Source organism: Nonomuraea sp. NPDC049269 (assembly GCF_043197155.1).
In the GTDB taxonomy this organism is placed as follows: domain Bacteria; phylum Actinomycetota; class Actinomycetes; order Streptosporangiales; family Streptosporangiaceae; genus Nonomuraea.
Window position 1 is genome coordinate 956,483 of sequence record NZ_JBICSO010000002.1, and the last position, 16,555, is coordinate 973,037.

The 16,555-nt window shown below is 67.4% G+C and carries 19 protein-coding genes and 2 pseudogenes; 12 read left to right on the plus strand and 9 right to left on the minus strand.

The window, feature by feature from the left end; genetic code table 11:
* The first annotated feature begins 2 nt into the window (after positions 1 to 2).
* From ACGFNP_RS14370 to ACGFNP_RS14380, 3 genes are all read left to right on the plus strand, one after another.
* Complete coding sequence (locus ACGFNP_RS14370; protein ID WP_393318449.1) at positions 3 to 449, plus strand: DUF4158 domain-containing protein; 447 nt, start codon at positions 3 to 5, stop codon at positions 447 to 449.
* Positions 450 to 580: 131 nt separating this feature from the next.
* Positions 581 to 1,768, plus strand: coding sequence for a hypothetical protein (locus tag ACGFNP_RS14375; protein WP_393318452.1), 1,188 nt, complete (start codon positions 581 to 583; stop codon positions 1,766 to 1,768).
* A gap of 36 nt (positions 1,769 to 1,804) precedes the next feature.
* Positions 1,805 to 2,323, plus strand: a complete 519-nt coding sequence (locus ACGFNP_RS14380; protein ID WP_393318455.1) for a hypothetical protein — start codon at positions 1,805 to 1,807, stop codon at positions 2,321 to 2,323.
* Positions 2,324 to 2,341: 18 nt separating this feature from the next.
* Here the strand turns inward: ACGFNP_RS14380 and ACGFNP_RS14385 are convergent, their stop codons facing one another.
* Positions 2,342 to 3,625 (minus strand): MFS transporter, encoded by a 1,284-nt coding sequence (locus tag ACGFNP_RS14385; protein ID WP_393318458.1) that lies wholly within the window; start codon positions 3,623 to 3,625, stop codon positions 2,342 to 2,344.
* A 415-nt stretch (positions 3,626 to 4,040) separates the two neighbouring features.
* Between ACGFNP_RS14385 and ACGFNP_RS14390 the strand changes: the two genes are divergently transcribed.
* The 6 genes and pseudogenes from ACGFNP_RS14390 to ACGFNP_RS14415 all read left to right on the plus strand — a co-directional run bounded on the left by ACGFNP_RS14390 (position 4,041) and on the right by ACGFNP_RS14415 (position 8,730).
* Positions 4,041 to 5,018, plus strand: a complete 978-nt coding sequence (locus ACGFNP_RS14390; protein ID WP_358337311.1) for a helix-turn-helix domain-containing protein — start codon at positions 4,041 to 4,043, stop codon at positions 5,016 to 5,018.
* A 489-nt stretch (positions 5,019 to 5,507) separates the two neighbouring features.
* Positions 5,508 to 5,897, plus strand: coding sequence for a helix-turn-helix domain-containing protein (locus tag ACGFNP_RS14395; protein WP_393319669.1), 390 nt, complete (start codon positions 5,508 to 5,510; stop codon positions 5,895 to 5,897).
* A gap of 73 nt (positions 5,898 to 5,970) precedes the next feature.
* Positions 5,971 to 6,198, plus strand: a pseudogene (locus tag ACGFNP_RS14400) (transposase); the annotation flags it as partial.
* 218 nt (positions 6,199 to 6,416) lie between these two features.
* Positions 6,417 to 7,184, plus strand: coding sequence for a Mu transposase C-terminal domain-containing protein (locus ACGFNP_RS14405; RefSeq protein WP_393318462.1), 768 nt, complete (start codon positions 6,417 to 6,419; stop codon positions 7,182 to 7,184).
* Between the two features lie 504 nt (positions 7,185 to 7,688).
* On the plus strand, positions 7,689 to 7,904 hold the full coding sequence (locus ACGFNP_RS14410) for a hypothetical protein (RefSeq protein WP_393319672.1): 216 nt from the start codon (positions 7,689 to 7,691) through the stop codon (positions 7,902 to 7,904).
* 256 nt (positions 7,905 to 8,160) lie between these two features.
* Positions 8,161 to 8,730 (plus strand): dihydrofolate reductase family protein, encoded by a 570-nt coding sequence (locus tag ACGFNP_RS14415; RefSeq protein ID WP_138716294.1) that lies wholly within the window; start codon positions 8,161 to 8,163, stop codon positions 8,728 to 8,730.
* 185 nt (positions 8,731 to 8,915) lie between these two features.
* Here ACGFNP_RS14415 and ACGFNP_RS14420 read toward each other — a convergent pair whose 3' ends face one another.
* Positions 8,916 to 9,434, minus strand: coding sequence for a pyridoxamine 5'-phosphate oxidase family protein (locus ACGFNP_RS14420; RefSeq protein WP_393318465.1), 519 nt, complete (start codon positions 9,432 to 9,434; stop codon positions 8,916 to 8,918).
* Between the two features lie 119 nt (positions 9,435 to 9,553).
* On the opposite strand from ACGFNP_RS14420, the gene ACGFNP_RS14425 reads away from it, so the two are divergent.
* Positions 9,554 to 9,868: a hypothetical protein gene (locus ACGFNP_RS14425; protein ID WP_393318468.1), complete on the plus strand. Its 315-nt coding sequence runs from the start codon at positions 9,554 to 9,556 to the stop codon at positions 9,866 to 9,868.
* Positions 9,869 to 10,044: 176 nt separating this feature from the next.
* Here the strand turns inward: ACGFNP_RS14425 and ACGFNP_RS14430 are convergent, their stop codons facing one another.
* The 5 genes from ACGFNP_RS14430 to ACGFNP_RS14450 form a co-directional block, all read right to left on the minus strand.
* Positions 10,045 to 11,079 carry a hypothetical protein gene (locus tag ACGFNP_RS14430; RefSeq protein ID WP_358337294.1) on the minus strand — a complete coding sequence of 345 codons (1,035 nt, stop codon included), beginning with the start codon at positions 11,077 to 11,079 and terminating at the stop codon, positions 10,045 to 10,047.
* Positions 11,080 to 11,435: 356 nt separating this feature from the next.
* Positions 11,436 to 11,654, minus strand: a complete 219-nt coding sequence (locus tag ACGFNP_RS14435; RefSeq protein ID WP_358337292.1) for a hypothetical protein — start codon at positions 11,652 to 11,654, stop codon at positions 11,436 to 11,438.
* On the minus strand, positions 11,651 to 11,998 hold the full coding sequence (locus tag ACGFNP_RS14440; RefSeq protein ID WP_358337289.1) for an integrase core domain-containing protein: 348 nt from the start codon (positions 11,996 to 11,998) through the stop codon (positions 11,651 to 11,653). The genes ACGFNP_RS14435 and ACGFNP_RS14440 overlap by 4 nt, the downstream gene beginning before the upstream one ends.
* 82 nt (positions 11,999 to 12,080) lie before the next feature.
* Positions 12,081 to 12,332 (minus strand): hypothetical protein, encoded by a 252-nt coding sequence (locus ACGFNP_RS14445; protein ID WP_358337286.1) that lies wholly within the window; start codon positions 12,330 to 12,332, stop codon positions 12,081 to 12,083.
* Between the two features lie 160 nt (positions 12,333 to 12,492).
* A complete protein-coding gene (locus tag ACGFNP_RS14450) occupies positions 12,493 to 13,098 on the minus strand; it encodes a helix-turn-helix domain-containing protein (protein WP_393318473.1) in 606 nt (201 codons plus the stop codon).
* A 61-nt stretch (positions 13,099 to 13,159) separates the two neighbouring features.
* Here ACGFNP_RS14450 and ACGFNP_RS14455 point away from each other — a divergent pair, with 61 nt between their 5' ends.
* Positions 13,160 to 13,687 carry an SRPBCC family protein gene (locus ACGFNP_RS14455; protein WP_358337280.1) on the plus strand — a complete coding sequence of 176 codons (528 nt, stop codon included), beginning with the start codon at positions 13,160 to 13,162 and terminating at the stop codon, positions 13,685 to 13,687.
* Between the two features lie 1,042 nt (positions 13,688 to 14,729).
* A pseudogene (locus ACGFNP_RS14460) lies at positions 14,730 to 14,894 on the plus strand (hypothetical protein); the annotation flags it as partial.
* A 268-nt stretch (positions 14,895 to 15,162) separates the two neighbouring features.
* Here ACGFNP_RS14460 and ACGFNP_RS14465 read toward each other — a convergent pair.
* Both ACGFNP_RS14465 and ACGFNP_RS14470 read right to left on the minus strand, forming a co-directional pair.
* Positions 15,163 to 15,459: a putative quinol monooxygenase gene (locus ACGFNP_RS14465; protein ID WP_358337277.1), complete on the minus strand. Its 297-nt coding sequence runs from the start codon at positions 15,457 to 15,459 to the stop codon at positions 15,163 to 15,165.
* 32 nt (positions 15,460 to 15,491) lie between these two features.
* Positions 15,492 to 16,547, minus strand: a complete 1,056-nt coding sequence (locus tag ACGFNP_RS14470) for an aldo/keto reductase (protein WP_393318477.1) — start codon at positions 16,545 to 16,547, stop codon at positions 15,492 to 15,494.
* Positions 16,548 to 16,555: the final 8 nt, after the last annotated feature.

Below are 16,555 nucleotides of genomic sequence, written 5' to 3' on the forward strand. Positions count from 1 at the left end.
GGATGTGGAACGACGACGTGGTCGCGGTCGTTGTCGCGGAGGGCCAGGTGATGAAGGAGCTGGAGCGGTTCCTGCTGGATCGGGCAATGGAGCACGACTCGCCGACGCTGCTGTTCAATCTGGCGCGCGAGTATCTGATGGCGGCCAAGGTGATCCGGCCCGGCGCGCTGGTGTTGGCCAAGATGGTCGGCACCGCGCGTAAGGCGGCATCTGATCTGACGTCGCAACTGGTGGCGCACCTGCTGACGGTGGAGGTTCGCTCCGATCTGGGGCGGATGCTGCTGGTGGATGCGGGGTTGGGGATGACCCGGCTGGAGTGGCTGGTCACGCTGGCCCGGGGTGCTTCGGCGACCTCGGTGAAGACCGCGATCGACAAGCTGACCTGGTTGCGCGCGATCGACGCCCACTGCCCACCGGCGCCGACCGCCAGGCCGCCCTCAACAAGTTGACCGTGGACGAGTAGCGGGAGGCACGTCCGTTACCGCCATCCCGGTGATGAATGGACCACGGTGGGCTCCAACCTGTTCGGCATCCTTGTGGAGATCGACTCGTCGCCCATAGGAGCACATAAGGTCAGAGCGTGGATAGTTCGCTCTACGTTCTCGTCGAGGATCTGCACGGTGAGGGCGTCGAGAAGGTGCTCGACCGTGTGCGGGGATACGGCGTGGCCGGGATCACGGTCGGCGCCGTCCATCACGGGTCCAGCGACATCACCCCGCACGGGCGGTCCAGGCTGACCCTGCGGCACGACGGGGCACACTTCGACCTGCCTGACGACCTGTTCGCCGGGCTTCGGCTGGTGCCGCCGGCCGGTTACACCGACGCCTTCGACGGCCTGCTTGACGCCTGCCGCGCGCGCGGGCTGAAGCTGCACGGCCGGACGGTGTTCCTGCGCAACGGCACGCTCGGCGCCCAGCATCCCGACGTGATCGTGCGCAACTGCTTCGGTGACCGCGGCTACCCGACCGACCTGTGCCCGGCCCACCCCGATGTGCGGCAGTACGCTGTGGCCCTGGCCAGGTCGGTGGCCAGGCTCGGGGTGGACAGCGTTGTCGCCGAGGGACTGCACTACCGGCCGCTCAAGCCGGAGCGGTCGTTGGTACCGCTCGGGCCTATGGACGCCTACCTGATGGCCTTGTGCTTCTGCAACTTCTGCATGGCGCGCGCGTCCGATCTCGGCGTCAACGTCGACATGGCGCGCGAGGAGTGCGCGCGGATCGTCGGCGGCGTCCTCGACGGCGACCCGCCGGCCGAGGGCGAGGTGACCAGGGCCGCTCTGACCGCCTACGCGGGGCCCGACGTCGTCGACTACGCGCGCGCCCGCTGCGAGACCGTGACCTCGCTGGTCTCGCAGGTGGCGGACGCGGTGGCGAGCGAGGGTTCCAAGCTGGTCTTCGTCGACCCGACGGGCGCGGTGAAGGGCTACCGGGACGGCCTGCCCTCACCAGTGCTGGCCGCGCACGACGCCTGGCAGCTCGGCGTCGACCCGGTCGCGCTGAGCGACCTCGTGCCCTCCTTCGCCGTACTCGCCTACGCGCGCGACGCCGCCCGGGTGGCCGACGACGTAGGCGCCTACCTGCGTTCGGTGGGCAAGGACCGGGAGGTGCGGGCGGTGCTGCGCCCCGGCTACCCCGACAGCGACTCGGCCGACCGGCTGACCGCCAAGGTGCGCGGCGCCCAGGCGGCCGGCGCGCAAGCCATCGACTTCTACTCCTACGGCCTGGCCAGCAGCCCCGTGCTCGACCGCATCCCGCACGCGCTCAGCTGACTCCGCGTGCCGAGAGGCGGTGGCGTCCGCGAAACCATGGAAACGCTTTGCCCTCCGTCCGCCGCCGTGGCGTTCGGTGCGCAACTGCTCCAGCTCGGCACGCAACTCCATGAGCTGCCCTTCCCGGACCGCGCGCTGCTCCTACAGCTCATCCCGGGTTCCGGTGAGCTCGACCGCCAGGCCCTCACAGGCGGCGCGTTCGAGCGCCTGGCGGGCGTCCGCCTGGCCCTGCTCGGCGCGGGCCTGCGCAACCTGTGCGGCCCGGAGGTCGCGGGCGGCCTGGTCCTGGGTGGTGCGGATTGTGTCGGCGGCCACCGTCTTGGCCTGTTCGGCTACGGCGCGGTCCGCCGCGGCGTCGGCCTGAGCCTGGTGACCGTCGGCGTTCGCTTGCCGCTGGATCCGGTCGGCCTCCTCGCGGGCCTGGTGCACGTCCGCCTTGGCCTGAGCCGCGGTGTCCCTGGCCAGCGCGTTCGCGTGTGCGATCTGCTGCTCGGCCTCTTCACGGGGCCTGGCGCACGTCCGCTGATGAACTCGGCCCCCTTGGAGCGGCGGTAGGACAGCGGTGTCGGCGGTTCAGGCCCGCGTCGATGGTCGTATGCGGGCGTCGGGCATGTCGCCGGTGGCAGGCCAACGCCTGCCGCCTTCCCAGTAGGACTGGACTTCGTCCAGGGAGCGGCCCTTGGTCTCCGGTGCCAGGAAGTGCACGAAGAGCCAGGCCAGGGTGGTGATGGTCAGGAGGATGAGAAAGGTCAGCATGCCGCCGACGGCGTTGAGCAGGTCGAGGAAGAACTGGGCGATGAACAGGTTCGTCGTGAGGTTCGTCAGCAGCATCACCGACGCTCCGGCGCCACGAAGGTGGTCTGGGAAGCCTTCGGCAGCAAAGATCCACACGACCGCTCCGAAACCGGAGTTGAAACCAATGATGAAGACAATGAGGCCGAGGAAACCCACCACCTCGGGAGAGTCGGTGGCGAACATGAGCACCATCAGCGCATGGCCCAGGCCCATGAGGGCGGTGCCGGTGAGCAGAACGAGCCGTCTGCCGAACCGGTCGATCGTCAGTGCGCAGACGAACGCCGCGGCAGCGCCCGCCAGTTGGACGAAACCAGGCAGAACCAGCAGCCCGAAGCTATCGGTATAGCCCATGCGCTGGAAGATCCGGGGGCTGAAGAACACTATCGCGTTGACGCCCGTAGCCTGCACGAAGAAGCCCAGCGTGACAACGAAGAGCGTCAGCGCCCGGTATCGGGAGCTGAGCATGGTGCGCAGGACACCCAGCCGGCGCGAGGCCCCGGCCGTCGAGTCGGCCCTGCGATCCTGCTGGAGTTGACGCCAGCGGTCGGTCTCGGGCAGCCGTATCAGCGGCGCGGTGCTGGCGAGGGCGAGGACGCCGGGAATGACGAGCATCAGACGCCACTGCCCGCCGCCCGCGAGGAGGTAGCCGCAGAGGTAGCCCATCGCACATCCGAGCGAGGTCGCCACCTGGTACAGGACCGCGATGCGTCCGCGAGCGCGCGTCGAGGCCGATTCAGCGATGAAGATGGGCATCGCCACGATGGCTACGCCCATCATGGTGCCCTGCACGAAGCGGCTTGAGTCCAACCACACCAGGGTTTCCGACGTCACGGTAAGGGCGGTGGCTGCCACGTACAGCAGCGCCAGCCAGATCAGGGTTGCCCGACGGCCGAGTGTGTTGACGAGCTTGCTGCCCAGCAGCGCGCCGACGATCCATCCAGTCGCCGTAGCGGCGTACAGCGAGCCCTGCTGAGTCGTGGTGAGCCTGAAATGGTCCGTGACCAGTAGTAGCGCGCCGGCCATGGCGCTGGCGTCGTATCCGCCGGTCAGTCCTTTGAGCATGGCCAGGAGACTCACTTTGGTGTCCTGTCGGTGCCGGACAGTGGGTGTGGGAGTCAAGGAATTAGTCCTCCACGGGTACAGGGGCCGTGTGCCGCTTTGGTCGTCGAGCTGGGGGCGACTGATCTCCGGTCAGGCCCGGAGCCGGTACGGCGCGTTCGTTGCGGCACGCCGGCGGTGACGGCGATGCCAGCTGATTGCCGGTGCGGCTCGAAGATGGGGTCGGTGGGTCGTCGTCGCACCGGGCCTCGGCGATCGGCTGGGGTCGAGCAACTGATGAGCGAGCCAGCCGTTCAGTACCAGGAGGAACAAGACGACGAGAGATACGGCGGCCTGAAGCAGCAGCATTCCTCTATCGTTCAGCGGCGCTGGTCGGTGAACCAGTGACAAGAATGCCGATGGTCGATAGTTTCTGGCCATGCATCGAGTGGCGGTCCTGGCGGTCGATGGTGTCGACAGCCTCGACCTGGCGATCCCCCTTCAGGTGTTCGGCCTCGCCCACTCGCTGGACAAAGCCCCAGGCGCCCTGTTCGGCGAGCCGCTGTATGAAACCTTGATCTGCGGCGAACGGCGCACTCTGACGGTGACCGGTGCCGGAGGTGTGGAGTTGTTCCAGATGACAGCCCCGCATCTGCTCGACGTGGTGCACACCGCTGACACGATCGTCGTCCCTGGCAGCAACGAGGACCGGGAACCGACACGGGCGGTGATCCAATGCCTGCGGGACGCGCACGACCAGGGTGTGCGGATCGCCTCGATTTGCAGCGGAGCGGTCATACTGGCGGCAGCCGGCCTGCTCAACGGCCGATCAGCCACGACCCATTGGAGCAGCGCGGCCCAGCTCGCTGAGCGCTACCCGGACGTCAACGTGGATCCTGACGTCTTGTTCGTCGACGAAGGCGACGTGCTCACCTCGGCCGGTGCCGCCACTGGGCTGGACCTGTGCCTGCACATGGTCCGCACCGACTTCGGGTCGGCCATCGCGGCCGAAGTAGCCCGGCACACCGTCATCGCACCTCAACGCGACGGCGGGCAAGCCCAGTTCATCATCCATCCCCAACCAGGCCCAGACCACGGCTCGCTCGAACCGACGATGCGCTGGATCCGCGATCACCTCTCCGAACCGATCACGCTGGCCGACATGGCTGGCCACGCTGCCGTCAGCCAGCGCACCCTCAACCGCAGATTCCGCGAACAGACCGGGACGACTCCGCAGCGATGGCTACTCCTGCAGCGGATCCACCTGGCCCAGGAAATCCTCGAAACCTCAGATCTCTCCGTGGAAGAGGTCGCTCGGCGATGCGGCTTCGGCACTTCAATGAACCTCCGACAACACTTCGCCAAGCACGTCTACACCTCCCCGAACCGCTACCGGCAAACCTTCAACCCCCGCTGACCAATGCCGCCTTCACCAACCTCATGCACTCAGCTCACCATCGCCCGGGCGGTGAGCCCGCACCTCACACCGCGGGACATGCGGGTCGGCGGGGGGTGCAGGCGAGCGCGGCACAGTGTGCGATGGTGAACATCGTGCGCCTCCCGGCAGCGGTCTTTACACACTTCCGTCTGCGTTTGGTGATACCCCCACCAGGGCCCCCGACCTTGGAGATCGCGGGGCCCTGCCACGCGTCTATTACCGGCGCCCCTACTTGAGCGATCTGCAAGCGATCGGCCGGCCGGCGACGACGCAGCGCTCGACCAGCGCATCCCGAGGCACGAAATAGGGGGCGAGCAGCGGTGGCAGACGATCGCTGGCAGGGGGATTCTGGTGTTCGTGGCGGCGGATGAGACGGGCGGTCCGGTCGGCCCGGCCGGTGAATCCGGCGGGCAGGACGGTCGTGGGGGTCCGCTGAGCGGCCTGACGGAGCTTCGCCGCCAGCAGGCGATGGAGCGGTGGCGGCTTCTCCGCCCGCATGTGGAGGACGGCGTGCCGCTGGCAACGCTCGCGGCTCGCTGTGGCGTCCCTGAACGGACGCTGCGGCGCTGGCGCGCGGACTACCAGGCCGACGGCCTGGCCGGTCTGGCTCGTGCGCGGCGTTCGGACCGTGGCCGCCGCAAGATCCCCGACGAGCTGGTCGTCTTCATCGAAGGCCTCGCGCTGGCGCCCGCCCAAGCCGAGCGTCGCGGCGATCCACCGGCAGGCAGCCAGCGTCGCCGCCGCCCGCGGCTGGCCGGTCCCGGGATACACCACGATCTACGAGGTCGTCAGGAACCTCGACCCCGCGTTGGTGACCCTCGCGCTGGAGGGTACGAAAAGGTACCGGGAGGTGTATGACCTGGTGCATCGCCGTGAAGCGTCCAAGCCGAACCAGATCTGGCAGGCCGACCACACCGAGCTGGACATCTGGGTGATCGACGCCTCCGCCAAGCCGGCGCGGCCGTGGCTGACGTTGATCGAGGACGACCACTCCCGCGCGATCGCCGGGTACGCGCTCAACCTGGAGGCACCCTCGGCACTCACGACCGCGCTGGCGTTCCGGCACGCGATCTGGCGCAAGAGCGAACCCGGCTGGCATGTGTGCGGCATCCCCGAGGTGTTCCATCTCGACCACGGCTCGGACTTCACCTCCGCACACCTGGAGCAGGTGATGGCCGACCTGAAAGTCCGTCCAGTGTTCACCAAGAAGGGACAGCCGCACGGCCACGGCAAGATCGAACGGGTCCTGGAGACCTTCAACCAGATGTGCCTGGCGCACCTGCCCGGCTACGCACCCGTCGGCACCCCCGACCGGGCCGGCCAGGCCACCCTGACCCTGCCCGACTCGACGCCGCGATCGGCCGGTTCATCCGCGAGGTGTACAACCTGCGGCCGCACTCCGAAACCAGGACACCGCCCCAGACACGCTGGGAGGCGGGCGCGTTCATCCCGCGCATGCCCGACTCGCTCGAACAACTCGACCTGCTGCTATCGACGGTCGCCAAACCCCGCAAGGTCCACACCGACGGGATCCATTTCCTGGCGCTGCGGTTCATCGACCCGGTCCTGGCCGACTACGTCCGCGAGGACGTCACCATCCGCTACGACCCCCGCGACATCACCGAGATCCGCGTCTACCTGCGCACCCTGGACGGGGAGAAGTTCCTGTGCCGGGCCATCTGCCCCGACCTGGCCGAAGAGACGGTCAGCCTCAAAACGATCACCGCCGCTCGCAACGCCCGCCGCAAACACCTGCGCGGCCAGCTCACCACCCGCACCGCGGTCGTCGACGCCCTCCTGGCCGCCCACAGCGAACCCCTGCCCGCCGCCTACCCGGCCCCCGCCCTGCGCACCTGGACGACTCCCGACGAAAGCACCGCGGCCGACCCCGCTGCCACCGGCCACACGAGCGGCCCGAAACCGGCTCCGTCGTCCGCCAGGCCCCTGAGCAGGACGGCGCCAACCCTACCCCAGGTGACGCTCCGCGACTCAAACGCTACTGGAATGAGTGAGCTGCTCCCCGCCCGGACAAACACCCAGGCGTGGAGCAGCCCTCAGACCCAGACGAGAACACGGCCGAACCGGACCCAGCAGACCTCCCCGACCCTTTATCCACCCGACTGCCAGTACCCGCTGGCGGCCTGACGTACGCCAGCGATCGACCAGCCCCGCCCGACCCCACCGCGGCCGCCAACACCACCGACAGCGGCCCGCCCGCCGCCACACCGATCATGGCGACCAAAGAACACCGCCGGTTCCTGGAATTCGCCGACGCCGTCCGCCGCAAACGCTACGTCGGCCTGTGCTTCGGCGCCCCCGGCGTCGGCAAGACCGAATCCGCCCGCAGCTACACCCGATGGGACCAACTCGCCCCGCACCTGGCCGGCACCCGAGCCACCGGCTCCCAGGACACCGACGCCGACGTCCACGAGGTCCTGGCCGCCCGCGCCGTCATGTACACCCCCAAGGTCCACAGCACCCCCCAAAACCTCGACAAAGAGATCTCCTACCTGTGCGACAGGCTCGGCTGGACCGTCGAACTCATGCTCCAGACCGGCCGGCGACCGCGCACCCGGCCCGAGCAGCCCGTGCCCCAGCGGTGCCGAACTTCTCATCGTCGACGAAGCGGACCGGCTGAAGACCGCCGCGCTGGAACAGCTCCGCGACCACCACGACCGCACGGGGATCGGACTCATCCTCATCGGCATGCCCGGCATCGTTCCCTACCCGGTTCGGGTCTGTTGCAATTTGATCTTTCATAGTCGTCTTGGAGCCCATCAGGGCACGGGATCGCAGTCCCAGGGCTCGGAGGAGATACCTAGTGCCGCGTCAGGCAACGTTTGCGACGTTCGTCGTAGACCCTGAGCCGACGGTAGGTGACGTGGCACCGTGCATCGAAGTCGAGCGTTATGGGCGCCGTCCCGTTGCGAACCTGAACGCCCCGAGCGCCGAATTGGTCGTGCGCTCGGTCTGCGGTCTGGTTCGCATCACGACGGCGTCAAAGTTCGCATCACGACGGTGTTGAGTAGGTGGAATCGGGCGCCGATGAGAAATGGCGCCGACAGTCGTCTAAGTACGGTCCGGTGAAAACGCGCTGCGCGCATCAAGGGAGAGCAACGAGATGAGACCACTTCGATACTCGATCAACGTCACGCTCGACGGCTGCTGCCATCACGAGGCAGGGCTCCCCCCGGACGAGGAGTCGATGCGCTACTGGACCGCTGAGATGGAGCGAGCCGATGCCCTGCTATTCGGCCGGGTGACCTACGAGATGATGGAGTCGGCGTGGCGGAAGCCGGCCACGGACACGTGGCCTGACTGGATGGATGAGTGGCAGATCCCGTTCGCCGAGACCATCGACCGGGCGAAGAAGTACGTCGTGTCGAGCACGCTGAGCGGGGTCGATTGGAATGCCGAGCTGGTGCGAGGCGACTTGGGGCAAGCGGTTCAGCGGCTCAAGCAGGAGTCAGGCGAGGGCCTGTGGGTGGGTGGCGTGACGCTCCCCCTGGCGTTGGCAGATCTGGGACTGATCGACGAGTACGAGTTCCTTGTGCAGCCGGTCCTTGCCGGACACGGGCCGACGTTGCTCGCCGGTCTGCGCGAGCGCATCCAGCTTGAGCCCGTGGACCGCCATGAGTTCCGGTCGGGGGCGGTCGCCCTGCGATACCGGCCCACGCGAGTTACGGCTTGACGTGGTGCATCCTGGCACGTTGGCCGCTCCCTCGCGACGGAACGACGGCTCGGGGTCGCGTTGGCCGCGCTGGCCGTGCCCCCGAACGCGCGGACATATCGACGGGGGACATCGCCCCGAGGTGCCGGTAGCGGACAGGGCAAACGTTGCCTGACGTGGCACTAGGCCTGTTTCAGGGCCTGGGGTCACTTGGCGGTGAGCTTGTCGACGTCGGGGGCGTAGACGGTCATCCAGTGCGGGCGCAGTCGGTAGAAGACCACATCGTTGTCCCAGTCGAAGGCGGTGCTGCCGTAGAAGTCTTTGAAGTAGGCCAGCAGGTCTGGCCAGTCCGCGGCAGACTCACCGTCTTGGGGATTGAGGATCTCCACCGTGCCATGCGTAAACACACCCAAGTCCTCTCCGCGCATGTGCGCGACGCTGGCGGCCGGCCGGGCGGCGAGATGGCGGGCCTTGGCGGCGCTACGCGCCGTGCCGAAGTGCCACTTGCCGCGCAGGAAATGCCCGTCCACGCCGCTGATCCGCGGCTCGCCCTTTGCCGTCACAGTTGACAGGGCGAGGGTGCACATGCCAGTGAGGACCTGGGTGAGCTGCTCCGCGGTCAGGGTGCGTTCGGTGATGATCGACTGGAGGTGTGAGGTGGAGCGGGAGAGGGAGGAGTCGAGGAGGCCTTGGAGCTCTTTGAGATCTTCTGGCGTTTCGCGCATTGAGGTCCTTATCTATCCGCATCTATCTGTAGGCCCGGTTCGCGTCCGCCATTGACGCCGACCGGTGAAACCATGCTCGACCAAAAACCTGACACCTTGTGTCGTATTTTCCTCTGGAGATGATCAACCACGCACGGATGTATCAACACACCTACCCGCGGCGGTGGGCGCGCCCATTAGCGGGTGAAGGTGTCGTTGGCGCGGCGGGTCGGCCGGTGGTCGGCGAGGACCGCGACGGCGTCGTGGTGCCGCCGGGCGAGTTCGGCCAGGGCCTCGTCTCGCTGCTGCTGGGCCTGGATGAGCTCGTCGGTGAGTTCGGTGATGACAGCGGCGTAGGTGTCGACGAGTTCCTTGAGTCGTCGCTTGTCCTGGCGAACTTTGGTCAGGTCCTTCTCCAGTTTGGACGGGCGCCGACACTTGGCCCAAGGTCTTGAACTCGGCTTGGAAGGCGTGCATCAACTCGGGATGCTTGTGGGTGAGGACCCAGCGCTTGATACCCGCCTCGGCCGCCAGGTCGGAGACCGTCAGTTTTCCCGATGACCTCAGCGCCGTCCCGGCGATCAACCGGTCGGCAGCACCGCGCAGGTCCTTCAGCAGCTTCTCGTCCGGTTCAGCCTTCGTCATGGCCGATCACCTCATCGTCGGTCACGCTCGTCCCGTGCTCAGTGATGATCTTCTCCAGCCGGTCGAGTTGTCTGCGCTCGCGATCGTGGCGGATCGGGGGGCTGAGCGGATCATCGACGATGGCTCGCAGATCGGTGGCGTGCTGGTGCACGGTGGCCATGTCCTGGTCGGTGCGTGCGATGTTGCGGCAGCCGGGGCGGCAGTCGTCCAGGTCCGGGGTGCGTCGGTCGTCGCCGGTGTCGGTGCCGCGCATCTGGCAGAGGGCTTGGGTGGGGTCGAAGACGCAGGTCATACCCTTTCCTGGATAGATCTGCAGGGCTGGGTTGGCCAGGACGGCCTTGGCTTGGCGGCCACTGCGGATTACCCGGCCCGCGAACCGGGCCGGACCACCGACGACGCGGCTGCGGTAGTTGTCGGCGGCGGGTCCGCTGACGTGCTCGCCCGCTTGAAGGCGTTGCTCGGCCTGTTCGAGGTGTTCGAGGCGGGTCAGCCATTCCTCCAGGGCCAGTTCGTCGGGGAATCCGGAGGCGTAGGTGCCGCTGTAGCCAAGGCTCTGCAGCATGTGCAGGTGTCCGTACTGCAGCGCGCAGGCGACCAGGCCGCGCGGCCGTCGACAGATGAACCAGGCGAGGGTGCGTCGGAACCGGGACGGCGTGATGGATCCGCAAGGGTCGTCAGGGATGGAGTCACGGCGGTCGTTGGCGGTGCAGTAGGTGTTCACCCAGTCGATGAACTCGGCCATCGTTTCGCTGATCTCGGCGCTGTTGCGGGCCCGGTCCTTGCCGGACGGGCCCTTGCGCAAGACGACAGCGGGGAACAGCAGGTCGCTGCTGTGCAGGCGTTCCAACGCGGCGACGGCATGGGCGACCGGTTCGGCGATCACCCATGGGTGCTCACGTTCCTGTCCCTCGGGGATCTTCATCCCGTTCTCGTTGCGGGCGCCCTTCCACTTGCGGCCGTGCATGAGCCACATCCGGGTGTCGGTGTCGTAGCTGACGCAGCCGCGGCGCAGGCTGAGCACCTCCCCTGGCCTGGCGCCCGAGAGGTAGGAAATCGCGGCGAAGCAGGCGCCGGACAGGATCCGAGATCTTCTTGTCCCCGCAGCGTTCGCCAGGCCGTGCCCGCTGCGTGCCCGTTCGGACGGCGATCAACGGGGAGTCGCGGAGACTCACGGTCACTCGACCGGCATATGCCCAGGTCGGCGTTTCCCCTGCTCAGAGGTCATGATCTTGAAAGGCTTCCCAAGCTGACAGCGGGGGTTCGATTCCCGTCACCCGCTCCACTTATGAAGGCCCAGGTCAGGATGTGAATCCAGGTGGTGGATCTTCGTCGGCTTCTGAAATAACCCTCTGGGCCAAGAGGCCTTCGGGCGCTTACTCATTCGGGTCGGCGCCGCCTGGCGCGATAGTGATCGGCACGCTCCGCCGCCATGCGTTCCCGTCGCTCCTGAATCAGGATCTCCTGGGGACTCGGCACCCGCCGCTTCTCATGTCTGATCGCCAGGCGGATCGCCCAGTAAAGAAAGAAGAACACCAGCACAGCCGGAATGGCCCATATCACCAGCAAGAACAGAATCTCGGTGAACCCGATCGTCATCTGATCCTCCGTACAGGGGAAACCAGCATGCCTGATCTTGCGGAATGCGTCCATCGATGACTTCGCCCGGCCGTCGGCCTAAGGTCAGTTTTCACGTGCCATCTACGCCGCTCCATGCTCACCGTTCCCAGGGATCGGGCTTGATCGCGTGCCAGATGCGTGCCAGAACAGGCGGGTCGCATGATGTTGTAGAAGTCGGCGATCCAGGTGGCGATCTTCAGGCGGGCTTCGGCTCTGGTGCGGAACCGGTGGCGGTGCACGTACTCGACTTTGAGGGTGCTGTTGAAGGCTTCGGCGGCGGCGTTGTCGAGCGCGCTGCCGACCCGGCCCATGGACTGGACCACGCCCAGGCGCCGGCATAGGTCCTGGTAGCGGGCGGCGGGTTCCCCGCGCCGCCGGTCGCCGCTCGAAGCGCGTAGGCGTTGCTCACCTGGCGTACCTCCCCTGCCTCCAGCGATCCAGGGTGTGGTCGAGGTACTGGTCGAAGAGGCCGACGAGGTCAACGGTGGGGTCGAGGAGCCACTGGATCTCCAGCCCGTCCATGGTGGCGCACAGGGCGCGGATCTCCGATTCGGCCTGAACCGGAGTGATGGGCGGGATCTCGCCCGTTCGCGCCACGTCGACCAGCCGCTCGGCGAGCATGTCGACGAAGGTGGGCGTTGCGGAGATGGCCCGCACAGCTCGGCGTATCGGGGTTACGCCGGTGAGGGGATGTTTGAGAGATCGACCCGATCGCGATGGCAGACGGCGCAGGGCGGAGTGTGTCTGACGTTGGAAACCAGCGCATGCAACGAGCTGCCTCCACGGTGCCGCTAGCACATCAGCATGCGGGACGCAGTCAGGTGGCGGGCCGGGCGTAGCGCGGGTCCTGGTTGCCGGAGTAGACCACGGTCATGGTGAGTCGAAGCGTCTCAGCGGTCGGGTTTCGGTACAGATGGGCTCGGTCGCCTCGGATGCGTATGGACCCGCCTTCCGCGACGTGGAACGTGGCCCCGCCGACTTCCACCACCAGTTCTCCCTGATGCAGGTGGATCAACTCGCGAGTGCCGACGGGATGGGCGTGCGAGCTGATCTCGTCGTTCGGCGCGATGACGAAATCCCATAGCTCGACGAAAGGCGCTTGCCCATCGTTGATGAGCAGCCTCGCCTCGCTGGCGCGTCCAGCTCGCCGAACGTCGATGTCGGCGGCGGGCGTCACGCGGCCGAGGTCTTCCGGCGGCTCGACAAGCTGTCCGATGGTGATCCCGAGTGTGGCGCAGATGCGGGCGACCGTCGCGATAGAAGGATTGGTCTGACCCGTTTCGATTTGCTGGAGCATGCCGCGGCTGACACCGCTGCGAGAGGCGAGGTCTTCCAAGCGCCATCCGCGCTCTCTTCTTCCCGCCCGCAGATTCGCCGCCAACGTCGCACTGACCGCCTCTGCTGGATCTGTTGACAACTTCACGCCTCCATGTCCAAGATTCTATATCCGCAATCCAGGATAATGTACCCAGGGAGAGTTGAACATGGCGAGTCAGAACCTAGCCACCCGCCAGGATGTCCAGTTCTGCCTAGACGGGATAGGCGTAACCCGGCCCGGCTGGAAGACGCTTATCGTCGCCGCAACAGCCGACAGCCCAGCCGACCCGCACGACGTCTGGACACTCTGGAGCGACCTGAGCAACTGGCCGTCCTGGTCGCCGTTGCACCAGGCCACCGAGTGGACCGGACCGCCCGGATTCGCAGTAGGTGCGACCTTCGACCAGACCCTTCGCCTCGGTTTTCCCGCCGGGACCACCACCGACCATGTCACCGTCGGCATCGCCGAGCCCGCCCGTCGCGCCTCCTGGACTGGTGACGCCAACGGCGTACGGTCCTGCCATTTGTGGACCTTCACCGCGCGAACTGGAGGAGGAACCCGAATTGGCAACACCGAGGTCTTCACCGGCACAGTCATCGGACTAACCAAGCCGATGCTCGCCTCACGATGGCGCCGCCAGTTCCAGCAAGCTGTCGACGCACTCGCAAGCATGGCGATGTCAGGCCGTCGTTGAAGGCGTCGCCAGCACACCGGGTTCGCGAGGCCTGACTCACTCGTCCAGCGAACCCGCGTTGGCTACGACAACCGTAAGTGGGCCAGACCCCGAGTAGGTCCGTCACAGCCACCCGCGTCCACGTCGGTCCCGAGATCGCCGCCGCCTCGGCCCGACGGGCGTCTCAGGATCCAGGACGTTCCCACGCGTGCCTGATCACCATCACTCCGGTCCAGCACCTCATCGATTCAATGACTGAGAACGGTCACGGCCCCACAGAGGGCTGGACACGGCTCATGGACGAGCACGACATCTCGATCTCCTAAGGCACGATCAGGCTTCGTGCCCACAGCCAGACCCGCTGACGGCTCAAACTTCGCTGTCAGCTCTTCATCGACCTGCACGCTCACACAGCGGGCCAGCTGCCGCTCGAGCCCGCGCAGGCGCTGGAGATGCTGCTGCGGCAGCTCGGTGCGCCGACCGAGCGCATTCCCGCGTCCATGACCGAAAGGGCAGCGCTGTGGCGAGCGGAGTTGGCCGGCCGCCGAGTGCTGCTGGTATTGGACAACGCCGCCGACACCGCCCAGATCCGGCCCCTGCTTCCGGGCGCTTCGAACAGCCTGGTGCTCATCACCAGCCGCCAGCGGCTCACCGACCTGGACGGCTCTCAGCCCCTGTCGATGGACGTCGTGGCCCACCTCGCCGGACGCCTGCGTGACGAGCGCCGCAGGCTCACCGAGCTGGCCAGGTCGGAGCGCGGCGTGGCGGCCGCGTTCACCCTGTCCTATCGGCAACTCACCGCCGACCAGCAGCGGCTCTTCCGGCTGCTCGGGCTGCATCCCGGCCGCGACATCGAGCCCCATGCGGCCGCCGCGCTCGCCGATCTTCCCGCGGAGCGTACCGAGGACCTGCTGGACGCGCACATGCTCCAGCAGCGCGCCACCGGCGACCGCGACTGGCGGAATCGGTGTCCTCACCGGTCCCCCTCCGTGACGCCCCGCAGGCGCTGGCCTGGCTGGACGCCGAGCGAGCCAACCTCGTCCTGGCCGCCGATCGCGACGTGGTGCACACCGGCCTGCTGGCCACCACGCTGTATCGCTACCTCTACGACCACGCCCACCACGACGATGCTCTCGCTCTGTACGGCAAGGCGCTGCGGGCCGCCCGATCCCGCGAGGATCGGACCGGTGAAGGGCGGGCACTGACCGACCTCGGCTGGGTGCATCGCGTACAGGGCAGCCATGACGTCGCCCGTGAGCACTTCGATCGAGCTCTGGCCGCATGCCGTACGTCCGAAGACCTGCGAGGTCAAGCGCGGGGGCCAAGGTGCTCAACAGCCTGGCCGGGATCGCCGCGACCATGGGCGATCCCGGCCAGGCCATACGACTGCACACCGCCGCCCTCGAGCTGGCCGTGGACGTGCACAGCCGGGGCGAGGAAGAACGGGCCCGTGAGGCCATCGCCCTACTCCAAATCAACCTCGGAGACCTCCCGTATCAACAAGTGGGGGCGGTCACCAGCCTGCGCAGGGTCATCGGCTCGGCCAGGACCAGCTCCAGAACCTGCTTGGCATGGCGGAAATGCGGAGAGGTGCAGTGCTCCACGAGGGCTTGGGGGCTGGCCCATTCCTCGATTGCCACCATGCTGGCGGGGTGGTTGGGGTCGGTGTAGATGCGGTAGGCCAGGCAGCCGGGTTCGTCCAGGGACGGTTCGATCATCGCCTCCAGCGCGGTGCGGAGCCGGTCTTCCTGCCCTGGCACGGCCAGGCATTCGGTGAGGTGGATGAGGGACATTTCCTTCACTCTCCCTGCGTGATGACAGGCGGTTACGGACGGGCGGCGCCGGTACCGGCGCCTGTGGCGGTGATCGCGGCGGCGACTTCCTCGAGGTCTGCCGGGGTCAGCCGCACGGCGCCCGCTCCGATCCAGCCGCCGACCTGCTCCGGCTTGCGGGCGCCGACGATGGCACCGGTAACGCCGGGCCAGGCCAGTGCCCAGGCGATGGCAACCTCGGCCAAGGTGCGGCCATGCCGTTCGGCGATGGGGCGTAGCGCGTCGGCGAGCTGGAGGTTGGCGGTCAGGCCGGTGGTGAAGTCGTCGTGGGCCGCGCGCCAGTCGTCGGCGGGCAGGTTCGCCACTCGTTCGGCGGAGAAGGCGCCGGTGAGAAGCCCCGACTGGAGCGGTGAGTAGACGATCACACCGGTGTCGTGGGCGCGGGCCCAGGCGATCTCCGCGGCAGCGGAGCGGTTGATCGCGGAGAACGGCGGTTGGATGGCGTCGACGTGGGCGATCTGTTCGGCGGCCTCGAGCAGGTCGGGCGTGTGGTTGGACAGCCCGATCGCCCGGACCTTGCCCTCGGCCTTCAAATCGGCCATGACCTGCCAGTACTCCTCCAGCGGCGTGGCGTTGGGTGACACCGCTCCGAACCCGCCACCGGCGTACTCCAGCGACTCGCCGGTGTCGGGATAGTGCACCTGGTACAGGTCGATGCGGTCGATGCCCAGCCGCCGCAGCGAGTCTTCAAGCTCGCGGCGCACGCTGGCCGGCTTCATGATCCGCCGAGGCGCGGCCGACGGATTGTCCGGGTCCCAGACCAGGCCAACCTTGGTGAAGATGTACGGCCAGCCGGCCTCGGGCAGGTCGGCGATCGCCTTGCCGACCAGCTCTTCGGAGTGGCCGAGTCCGTAGACGGCGGCGGTGTCGATCCAGTTGACGCCGGAGGCGACGGCGTTGCGGATCGCGGCGATCGACTCGGCGTCGTCGGTGGCACCCCAGCCGAAACGCCAGCCGGACCCGGACACCGCCCAGGAGCCGAAGCCAAGACGCGTGATGTCCATGCCGGTGCTGCCGAGAGGCCGGGTCGGCACATCAGTGGTGCTCATGTCGCAGT

What these genes read in the sequence shown, in the direction of transcription:
- ACGFNP_RS14420 (WP_393318465.1), bottom strand. Translation starts at nt 9,434, where the DNA reads ATGCGCGAAACGCCAGAAGATCTCAAAGAGCTCCAAGGCCTCCTCGAC.
- ACGFNP_RS14415 (WP_138716294.1), top strand. Translation starts at nt 8,161, where the DNA reads ATGAGACCACTTCGATACTCGATCAACGTCACGCTCGACGGCTGCTGC.
- ACGFNP_RS14380 (WP_393318455.1), top strand. Translation starts at nt 1,805, where the DNA reads ATGGAAACGCTTTGCCCTCCGTCCGCCGCCGTGGCGTTCGGTGCGCAA.
- ACGFNP_RS14425 (WP_393318468.1), top strand. Translation starts at nt 9,554, where the DNA reads ATGATCAACCACGCACGGATGTATCAACACACCTACCCGCGGCGGTGG.
- ACGFNP_RS14390 (WP_358337311.1), top strand. Translation starts at nt 4,041, where the DNA reads ATGCATCGAGTGGCGGTCCTGGCGGTCGATGGTGTCGACAGCCTCGAC.
- ACGFNP_RS14370 (WP_393318449.1), top strand. Translation starts at nt 3, where the DNA reads ATGTGGAACGACGACGTGGTCGCGGTCGTTGTCGCGGAGGGCCAGGTG.
- ACGFNP_RS14470 (WP_393318477.1), bottom strand. Translation starts at nt 16,547, where the DNA reads ATGAGCACCACTGATGTGCCGACCCGGCCTCTCGGCAGCACCGGCATG.
- ACGFNP_RS14435 (WP_358337292.1), bottom strand. Translation starts at nt 11,654, where the DNA reads ATGACGATCGGGTTCACCGAGATTCTGTTCTTGCTGGTGATATGGGCC.
- ACGFNP_RS14385 (WP_393318458.1), bottom strand. Translation starts at nt 3,625, where the DNA reads ATGCTCAAAGGACTGACCGGCGGATACGACGCCAGCGCCATGGCCGGC.
- ACGFNP_RS14455 (WP_358337280.1), top strand. Translation starts at nt 13,160, where the DNA reads ATGGCGAGTCAGAACCTAGCCACCCGCCAGGATGTCCAGTTCTGCCTA.
- ACGFNP_RS14465 (WP_358337277.1), bottom strand. Translation starts at nt 15,459, where the DNA reads ATGTCCCTCATCCACCTCACCGAATGCCTGGCCGTGCCAGGGCAGGAA.
- ACGFNP_RS14395 (WP_393319669.1), top strand. Translation starts at nt 5,508, where the DNA reads ATGGAGCGGTGGCGGCTTCTCCGCCCGCATGTGGAGGACGGCGTGCCG.